Here is an 8,790-nt window from a genome sequence, read left to right on the forward strand (position 1 = left end):
GGGGCGCATTAAACCGTATTCGCCCCAATCCGTCAAACACTTTCTGTAAAAAAATGATGAAAATTGATTGTTTGCTGTATTTTTATACCAATTCGGTATGGTTATTCAGCTTTGCTCATTTTTTATTAACTCAATGCCCCATTTTTTCGGCATGCGGCGATGGTTAAAATATCCTGAGCCAATAGTTTTGCTGTGTTTACATCATCAATATCTCTTTTCACCAATAGCTTACTGAGACACCCTTCAAGGATAAGTTCCATCTGCTTGGCGACTTGTTCGCTGTCGTCGATATCAAGTTGTTGCAGCAATTCCACTGTGTAGGAGAATGAATTTTGCTTTTGCAGCTCTGCCAATTGGTGGATTGGATGGTCAGCTTCAGGGAAGGCGCTACAGGTAGCAATAAATAAGCAGCCGGGATAGCGTTGCTCCAGTACTTTTTCTTTGAGGGTATCGTAACGTGCCAATAGTTTTTGTTCTGGCGTCAGAGATTCATCCAGCAGAATTTGGCGTTGCCAAATTTCAATTTGTTGGCTGTGATAACGCAGGCAATCGTAAAGCAAAGCCTCACGATCAGGCCAGAAATGCTGTATATGGTCGATATTAATATCAAGGGGAGTTAAAAGTGTCTCCAATGTCGCTGACAGGCCATGTTGCTCGAGTGAGTTCAGGACATTGCTAAGCACGTATTCACGTTGCACGGCGGCTCTCCTTCCTATTATTGTTGTTGCAAATGTTGTAGTTGTTGTATGTGTTGTTCAAAACGTTCTGCATCCATGAAACCATTGACCCGGGCGTTGGGTGGTTCGTTTCCTTGAGAATCAAAAAATAAGATAGTAGGAAGCCCCAGTACCTTCAGTTTTTGCAGTAATTCTTTTTGTTTTGGCCCGTTATCTGTGACATCAGCTTGTAATAAGAGAAATTGACTCAATTGTGCCTGCACTTGTGGATCACTGAAAGTGTATTTTTCAAACTCTTTGCAGGCGACGCACCAATCCGCATAAAGATCCAACATGATCGGCTGACCACGTTTTTCCGCTAAAATTTGGCTTAACTCTTGCCAATCACTGACTTGTTGGAATTTTATTGATGTTTTTTGCTGTTCTGCCGTCGGGGTTCCCCATACCCAATCTTGTAAAGGGCGCGCTGCAATCAGCGCAAGTGCCAGCAAAATGACCTGCAAGGTGCGCAGCCAGCCGTTTTTGCTGTTTAGCGTTAGTGCGAATGCCCAGATAAGGAAGGAGACTGCCAACATGCTCCATAACCTGATCCCCCACGTATCACCAAGCACCCTTTCCAGCAGGAATACAGGCAGGGCCAGAATAATAAACCCGAATGCTTCCTTGACGTATTGCATCCACGGGCCGCTGCGGGGCAGAAGTTTATGGCCGAATAAGGTGACTGCGATAAGCGGTATTCCCATGCCCAGTGCATAAAGATAAAGAGTCACGCCACCAAAGAATGTATCACCGGTTTGTGCGATATAGAGCAAAATAGCGCTGAGTGGCGCTGTAGTGCAGGGAGATGCGATAAGCCCGGCCAAGGCACCCATGACAAATACGCCGATGTAAGAGCCGCTTTGTTGTTGATTGCTCCAATTGACCAACCGGGTTTGGAGTGAAGAGGGAAGTTGCAAGTTATATAGATCAAACATCGATAAGGCCAGCAGAATGAACAACACTGACAGCCCGACCAGAATGTAAGGGTTTTGCAAGGCGGCTTGAAACTGTAACCCGGCAGCCGCGACGACCAACCCAAGTGCCGTATATGTAAGTGCCATGCCTTGGACGTAACTTATGGAGAGCCAGAAGATGCGTTTCAGGCTTTCAGGCCGTTTTGGCCCCAAAATGATGCTGGAAATCAGTGGATACATGGGCAAGACGCAAGGAGTAAAGCCAATGCCAATACCAAATAACACCGCCCATAAAGGTGAAAATGGCACGTCATGGTTTTGCGATTCATCCAGCGGTAGGGCATCTTTTGAGGGTAATGTGCCTTGAGATGTTACGGTATCGGGTGACGCAGCGGTTTCGTTATCATTGAGTGGCGCTGAGTTATTTGGCAGTGACGACGCCGTTACTGCCTGCAGTGGTACGGTCAGCGTTTCAGGGGGATAACAGTAACCCGCTTCTGCGCATCCTTGATAGGTTACCTGCAAAGAAGAATCGTTGGTGGCTGACAGAACAGGAATATTAATGTGTGCTGATTGAAAATAAACTTCTGTCTTTCCGTAGAACTCATCTTCATGGTCTGTGCCTTTGGCATATTCTATCTGGCCTAGCGATGCCTGCGCTGGAACTATTTTGAACTGTTTTTGGTAGAGATAATAACCAGGTTTAATGTCCCAGCTTAACGCGAGATTATTTCCTTTTTGCTGAAAATCAAACACAAATGCCCTTTCAGCAGGAAGGTAAGTATTTTGCCCTGGTTGCTCAAATAGCGCACTGGCTTTGATAGGAGAAAGAGCGATAGCGCTGAACAGTAGAAAAAGCATGAGAATACGTTTGATCATAAGCAATTTTTTAGCCTGCCTGTATCGTGGGTTTAATTCGTAAAATTTGTCATAGTTTGCACTATAACCGATGACGCTCATGGCAGAAAGTCACTTGATTAATATTAATACAATGTTGTTTTTTGATAGGAAAAGATTCTAGGGTGGAAATATTTCAGGGGCATGTCAGCCCCTGAGATAACGATTTTTCACGCGGTCTATCTTATGGCGATAGCCGATATCGTGAAGTTACAGAATTATGCCACCAAATAAGAAACCAAAGGTGACCGCTAAAATAACGGCGATAGTGCCGGGAATAAAGAATGGATGATTGAATACAAAACGGCCGATACGGGTTGTACCGGTATCATCCATTTGCACGGCAGCAACCAGTGTCGGATAAGTTGGCAGGATAAATAAACCAGACACAGCCGAGAACGAGGCGATTGCCGTTAATGGTGTAACATGCAGAGCCAAAGCCATTGGCATTAATGCCTTGGCGGTTGCGGCCTGTGAATAGAGCAACGCTGAACAGAAGAAGAAAATAACGGCCAGTAACCACGGTTGAGCATGGATCAGACTGCCTGCGGTTTCTTTTATCCAATCAAGATTGGCCTGTACAAAAGTATCTCCCAGCCATGCTACGCCCAGAATACAGATACATGCACTCATGCCTGCTTTAAAGGTACTTGAGTTCAAGATGGCATCGGTATCGACGGAGCAAATAATGGTGGTCAGCGTGGCAACACTGAGCATGATGATCAGAATGGCGCTGGTGGTGTTCATCAGCGGTTTTTCAACCAATCCAATGCTTGGGCTATTGATAATGGCATAAATCACTACGCCGACAACCCCCAGCAAAAACAGCAAAACAGACAGTTTTGCTTTAGGTTTAATTTGAATTTCGCTGGCTCCCCGCATTTCTACCAGATTCTCTGCGAGACGTTTTTGGTAGGTCGGATCATTTGATAGCTTGGAATCGAAGATCCATGAAATGATAAATGACATCAGGATGATGGCGCAAAGCGTTGAAGGCAATAACACCATAAGCAGATGAATATAGCTGATGCCTTGTCCTTCCATGATGGAAGCCATGTAAACAACAGCGGCAGAAATCGGGGAGGCGGTGATCCCTATTTGGGCTGCAACGACAGCGGTGGAGAGCGGGCGACATGGTTTGATGCCTTGCTCTTTGGCGACTTCCGCAATAACCGGCAATGTTGCCAGTGAAATGTTCCCTGTACCTGCGAATAAAGTCAGAAAATACGTGACGATCGGTGCCAGGATTGTGATGTATTTAGGGTTCCGGCGCAGTAATTTTTCAGTTTGCTGAACGAGATAGTCCAGCCCCCCAGCCACTTGCATGGCTGATATCGCAGCGATAACGGCCATAATAATTGAGATAACATCAAATGGAATAGTACCCGGCTTAACACCAATGACGGCAAGGGCCAACACCCCGATACCACCTGCAAAGCCAATACCAATCCCCCCTAATCTTGCCCCCAGAAAAATGGCCAGCAGAACAATCACCAATTCTACGGCTAACATGTTAAATACTCCTTCATTTATTTAGTCTTATGAAAATTTATGGTTAATACTTTGTGTTTGCAGCAAATTAAAAAGGCACGCTTCCGGTTGGAATTGCGTGCCTTAGTAATTAAGACGAACTTGTTATTATAAGCATTTAATTAGTTATCAAAACGTTTTGCTTTATAAGTTGGATGTTTTAAGTTTTCAACGGAGAAAATATCATCTAACTCAGACTCAGTCAGCAAGCCACGCTCCAGTACAACTTCGCGGACACTCTTGCCGGTTTCAGCACAGATCTTGCCTACGATGTCGCCATTGTGGTGGCCGATGAATGGATTCAGATAAGTGACGATACCGATGGAGTTGAACACAAAACTTTCGCAAACTTCTTTATTGGCAGTAATGCCGTTAACGCATTTTTCAACCAGATTGCGGCACGCATTGCTCAGGATAGACATTGATTCAAACATCGCCTGACCAATTGCTGGTTCCATTACGTTAAGCTGCAACTGACCTGCTTCTGCGGCCATTGTGATACAAGTATCGTTACCAATGACTTTGAAGCAAACTTGGTTAACAACTTCTGGTACTACTGGGTTGACTTTAGCTGGCATGATGGAAGAACCTGCTTGCAGTTCTGGCAGGTTGATTTCATTCAGACCAGCGCGAGGGCCTGATGACAGCAGACGCAAGTCGTTACAAATCTTGGACATTTTAACTGCCAGACGTTTTAACGCACCGTGAACCATAACGTAAGCGCCGCAGTCGGAAGTAGCTTCGATCAGGTCTTCCGCTGGAATACAAGGTAAGCCTGTTACTTCAGCCAATTTCTCAACAACCAGCTGCTGATACCCTGGCGCAGTGTTCAAGCCTGTACCAATCGCAGTTGCACCAAGGTTTACTTCCAGCAGCAGTTCTGCCGTACGGGTAATATTTTTGATTTCTTCTTTCAACAACATAGAGAAAGCACGGAATTCTTGACCAAGGGTCATTGGAACCGCATCTTGCAACTGGGTACGACCCATTTTCAGGATGTCATCGAATTCAACGCCTTTTTTATCGAAGCCTGCTTTCAGCAACTCAATAGAATCAATTAATTGAAGCAGTGAGTTATAGACAGCAATACGGAAGCCAGTAGGATAGGCATCGTTGGTTGACTGGCTTTTGTTCAGGTGATCATTCGGATTCAGGAACTCATATTCACCTTTTGGGTGTCCCATCAATTCGAGACCGATATTTGCCAGTACCTCGTTGGTATTCATGTTTAGAGAGGTACCTGCGCCCCCTTGGAATACATCAACAGGGAATTGATCCATGCATTTGCCTGTGTTGAGAACCTCATCACAAGCCTTAACAATAACGTCCGCTATTTTCCCTGGAATAGTATGAAGTTCTTTGTTCGCCATTGCCGCGGCTTTCTTCACCAGAACCATGCCACGGATGAACTCAGGAACATCATTGATAGTACGGTCACTGATATAAAAATTTTCAATCGCACGTAGAGTGTGAATACCGTAATAGGCTTCAGCAGGGACTTCTCGTTTACCTAACAGGTCTTCTTCGATACGAATGTTGTTTGACATGAGAACCTTCTTAAAATTGGATACGTTTACTGTTCTATTATGTGTTTGTTGAATAATTCATGTTGCCGACAACAACTGGCGTGATATTAATCACTTATCACGAAATTGTTGGCGCGATCATATGTGGATTTATTATAAATGCCTTGAACCTGGATCACTTTATAGTGCTAATTTATTAATGAAATAACGTTTGTGTGACTGGTGTCACAATTACAGAAGTGAAAAATCAAGTAACTGAAGTATCGAAATGAAGTATTGAAAACGGTTATTGTGATCCCCACATATGTGATCTACCCCTCATGCTATATGATCTAACTCCGTATTATGTGTTTTCACATAATGTTAAAGCTTCATAGAGTGGACAATAAATATTGAAAGGAGAACCACGTGCGTTGGCTCCCACTTATTCTGATATGCCTGCTGGTTTACATTGAATCCGTCCTGTTTGTTCGCATTGCTTCTGAAATTGGGGTGCTGCTGACTTTGCTGCTGGTTGTTCTTACATCCTGTCTGGGCGTATCCCTTGTGCGTAACCAAGGCATCAAAACTTTCATGTCAATGCAGCAAAAAATCGCTGCCGGTGAAAGCCCCGCAGAAGATGCGATTAAAAGTGTGTCGCTGGTCATAGCGGGGTTTTTGCTTCTGCTGCCCGGTTTCTTCACTGATTTCCTTGGATTGATGCTATTGCTGCCTCCCGTACAAAAACTGCTAACAATGAAGTTACTGCCTCATATTAATTTTTACCGCCCGAATAGTTTTCATGGTTCAGGCAACTACGGCGGATATGATAAGAAAGGGCAAACTTTTGAAGGAGAATATGAGCGCAGGCAAGAAGATGCCTCGAATACATTGGATGATAAAAAATCTGATGATCAGCGCAAAAATAGCGAACATGGCAGTGAACACGACAAAAAATAACAGCATCTGCTTTGGTGAAAATTTCAATAGGTAAGAAAAAAGTAAAATATTTTTTTCTGCCAGCCCTTGAAGTACTAACCTTAAGCCCCAACTTGTAGCTTCATGGTACTGGTTCTGTTGGGTTCTGGTATCAATCCTCTTACCTGATATGGACTTTATTTATAGGAGATCTCTCAATGAAAATTCGTCCATTACATGACCGCGTTATCGTCAAGCGTACAGAAGTTGAATCTAAATCCGCTGGCGGAATTGTTCTGACTGGCTCTGCTGCGGGCAAATCTACCCGTGGGGAAATTCTGGCAGTTGGCAATGGTCGCATCCTTGAAAGTGGGGAAGTGAAGGCGCTGGATGTAAAAGTGGGTGATACCGTCATTTTTAATGAAGGTTACGGCGTTAAAACAGAAAAGATCGATAATGAAGAAGTATTGATCATGTCTGAAAGCGACATTCTGGCAATTGTTGAAGCGTAATTGAATCTCTTACGCTAGATCTTCTTAATTGAACGAATTTAAAGGAAAGACACAATGGCAGCTAAAGACGTAAAATTTGGTAATGATGCTCGCAGCAAAATGCTGCGCGGTGTGAATGTACTGGCCGATGCGGTTAAAGTTACTCTGGGTCCTAAAGGCCGTAACGTAGTTTTGGACAAATCTTTTGGTGCACCAGTTATCACTAAAGACGGTGTATCTGTAGCACGTGAAATCGAATTGGAAGACAAATTCGAGAACATGGGCGCTCAAATGGTTAAAGAAGTCGCCTCTAAAGCCAATGATGCTGCGGGTGATGGTACTACTACTGCAACTGTACTGGCTCAAGCTATCGTCACCGAAGGTCTGAAAGCTGTTGCTGCGGGTATGAACCCAATGGATCTGAAACGTGGTATCGATAAAGCGGTTGTTGCTGCGGTTGAAGCACTGAAAAACCTGTCCGTACCTTGCTCTGATTCCACTGCTATTGCGCAGGTTGGTACAATCTCTGCAAACTCCGACGAAACTGTAGGTAAACTGATCGCAGAAGCGATGGACAAAGTCGGTAAAGAAGGTGTAATCACCGTTGAAGAAGGTACTGGTCTGGAAGACGAACTGGATGTTGTTGAAGGTATGCAGTTCGACCGTGGTTACCTGTCTCCTTATTTCATCAACAAGCCAGAATCCGGTTCTGTAGAATTGGAAAACCCATACATTCTGCTGGTTGACAAGAAAATCTCCAACATTCGCGAACTGCTGCCAGTTCTGGAAGGCGTAGCGAAAGCAAGCAAGCCTCTGATGATCATCGCTGAAGACGTTGAAGGCGAAGCGCTGGCAACTCTGGTTGTCAACAACATGCGTGGTATCGTGAAAGTTGCTGCGGTTAAAGCACCTGGCTTCGGCGACCGCCGTAAAGCAATGCTGCAAGATATCGCGACTCTGACCAACGGTACTGTTATCTCTGAAGAGATCGGTCTGGAGCTGGAAAAAGCAACTCTGGAAGATCTGGGTCAGGCTAAACGCGTTGTTATCAACAAAGACACCACAACTATCATTGATGGCGTTGGCGAAGAAGGCGCAATTGCTGCTCGTGTTACTCAAATCCGTCAGCAAATCGAAGAATCTACTTCTGATTACGACCGTGAAAAACTGCAAGAGCGTGTAGCTAAACTGGCAGGCGGTGTTGCTGTAATCAAAGTTGGCGCAGCGACTGAAGTTGAGATGAAAGAAAAACGCGCTCGCGTTGACGATGCACTGCACGCAACCCGTGCGGCAGTAGAAGAAGGCGTTGTTGCTGGTGGTGGTGTTGCTCTGGTTCGCGTAGCTGCTGCTATCACTGAGCTGACTGGCGACAATGAAGATCAGAACGTAGGTATCCGTGTTGCACTGCGTGCAATGGAAGCGCCAATGCGTCAGATCGTTGATAACGCGGGTGAAGAACCATCTGTTGTTGTCAACAACGTGAAAGCAGGTGAAAACAACTACGGTTATAACGCTGCAACTGAACAGTACGGCGACATGATCGAAATGGGTATCCTGGATCCAACCAAAGTAACCCGTTCTGCACTGCAATTCGCAGCTTCTATCGCTGGCCTGATGATCACCACTGAAGCAATGGTGACTGAACTGCCTAAAGAAGACAAAGCTGACTTAGGCGCAGCTGGCGGCATGGGCGGTATGGGTGGAATGGGCGGCATGATGTAACGCTGTTCATCCTGACAGTGGAATTCCCCATCCACGAGGATAAAAGTTTGAAGGCGAGCATGAAAATGCTCGCCTTTTTTTATTTATGGCTTCAGCC

The 8,790-nt window shown here is 45.1% G+C and carries 7 protein-coding genes; 3 read left to right on the forward strand and 4 right to left on the reverse strand.

Going from position 1 to position 8,790, the window contains the following annotated elements; all coding sequences use genetic code 11:
• Window positions 1-125 precede the first annotated feature (125 nt).
• The 4 genes from dicD to aspA form a co-directional block, all read right to left on the reverse strand.
• Entirely contained in the window at window positions 126-698 is a 573-nt protein-coding gene (gene dicD, locus FE392_RS01500) for a division control transcriptional repressor DicD (protein WP_319928468.1), read from the reverse strand.
• A gap of 17 nt (window positions 699-715) precedes the next feature.
• Entirely contained in the window at window positions 716-2,509 is a 1,794-nt protein-coding gene (locus tag FE392_RS01505; RefSeq protein ID WP_319928469.1) for a protein-disulfide reductase DsbD, read from the reverse strand.
• A gap of 228 nt (window positions 2,510-2,737) precedes the next feature.
• Window positions 2,738-4,039: an anaerobic C4-dicarboxylate transporter gene (locus FE392_RS01510; protein ID WP_319928470.1), complete on the reverse strand. Its 1,302-nt coding sequence runs from the start codon at window positions 4,037-4,039 to the stop codon at window positions 2,738-2,740.
• A 140-nt stretch (window positions 4,040-4,179) separates the two neighbouring features.
• On the reverse strand, window positions 4,180-5,604 hold the full coding sequence (aspA, locus tag FE392_RS01515) for an aspartate ammonia-lyase (RefSeq protein WP_319928471.1): 1,425 nt from the start codon (window positions 5,602-5,604) through the stop codon (window positions 4,180-4,182).
• Window positions 5,605-5,991: 387 nt separating this feature from the next.
• On the opposite strand from aspA, the gene FE392_RS01520 reads away from it, so the two are divergent.
• From FE392_RS01520 to groL, 3 genes are all read left to right on the forward strand, one after another.
• On the forward strand, window positions 5,992-6,522 hold the full coding sequence (locus tag FE392_RS01520) for an FxsA family protein (protein ID WP_319928472.1): 531 nt from the start codon (window positions 5,992-5,994) through the stop codon (window positions 6,520-6,522).
• Between the two features lie 176 nt (window positions 6,523-6,698).
• Window positions 6,699-6,992 (forward strand): co-chaperone GroES, encoded by a 294-nt coding sequence (locus tag FE392_RS01525; RefSeq protein WP_092513011.1) that lies wholly within the window; start codon window positions 6,699-6,701, stop codon window positions 6,990-6,992.
• Window positions 6,993-7,046: 54 nt separating this feature from the next.
• A complete protein-coding gene (gene groL, locus FE392_RS01530) occupies window positions 7,047-8,693 on the forward strand; it encodes a chaperonin GroEL (protein WP_319928473.1) in 1,647 nt (548 codons plus the stop codon).
• Window positions 8,694-8,790 lie beyond the last annotated feature (97 nt).

This window comes from Xenorhabdus santafensis (assembly GCF_033949405.1).
Lineage (GTDB): Bacteria > Pseudomonadota > Gammaproteobacteria > Enterobacterales > Enterobacteriaceae > Xenorhabdus > Xenorhabdus santafensis.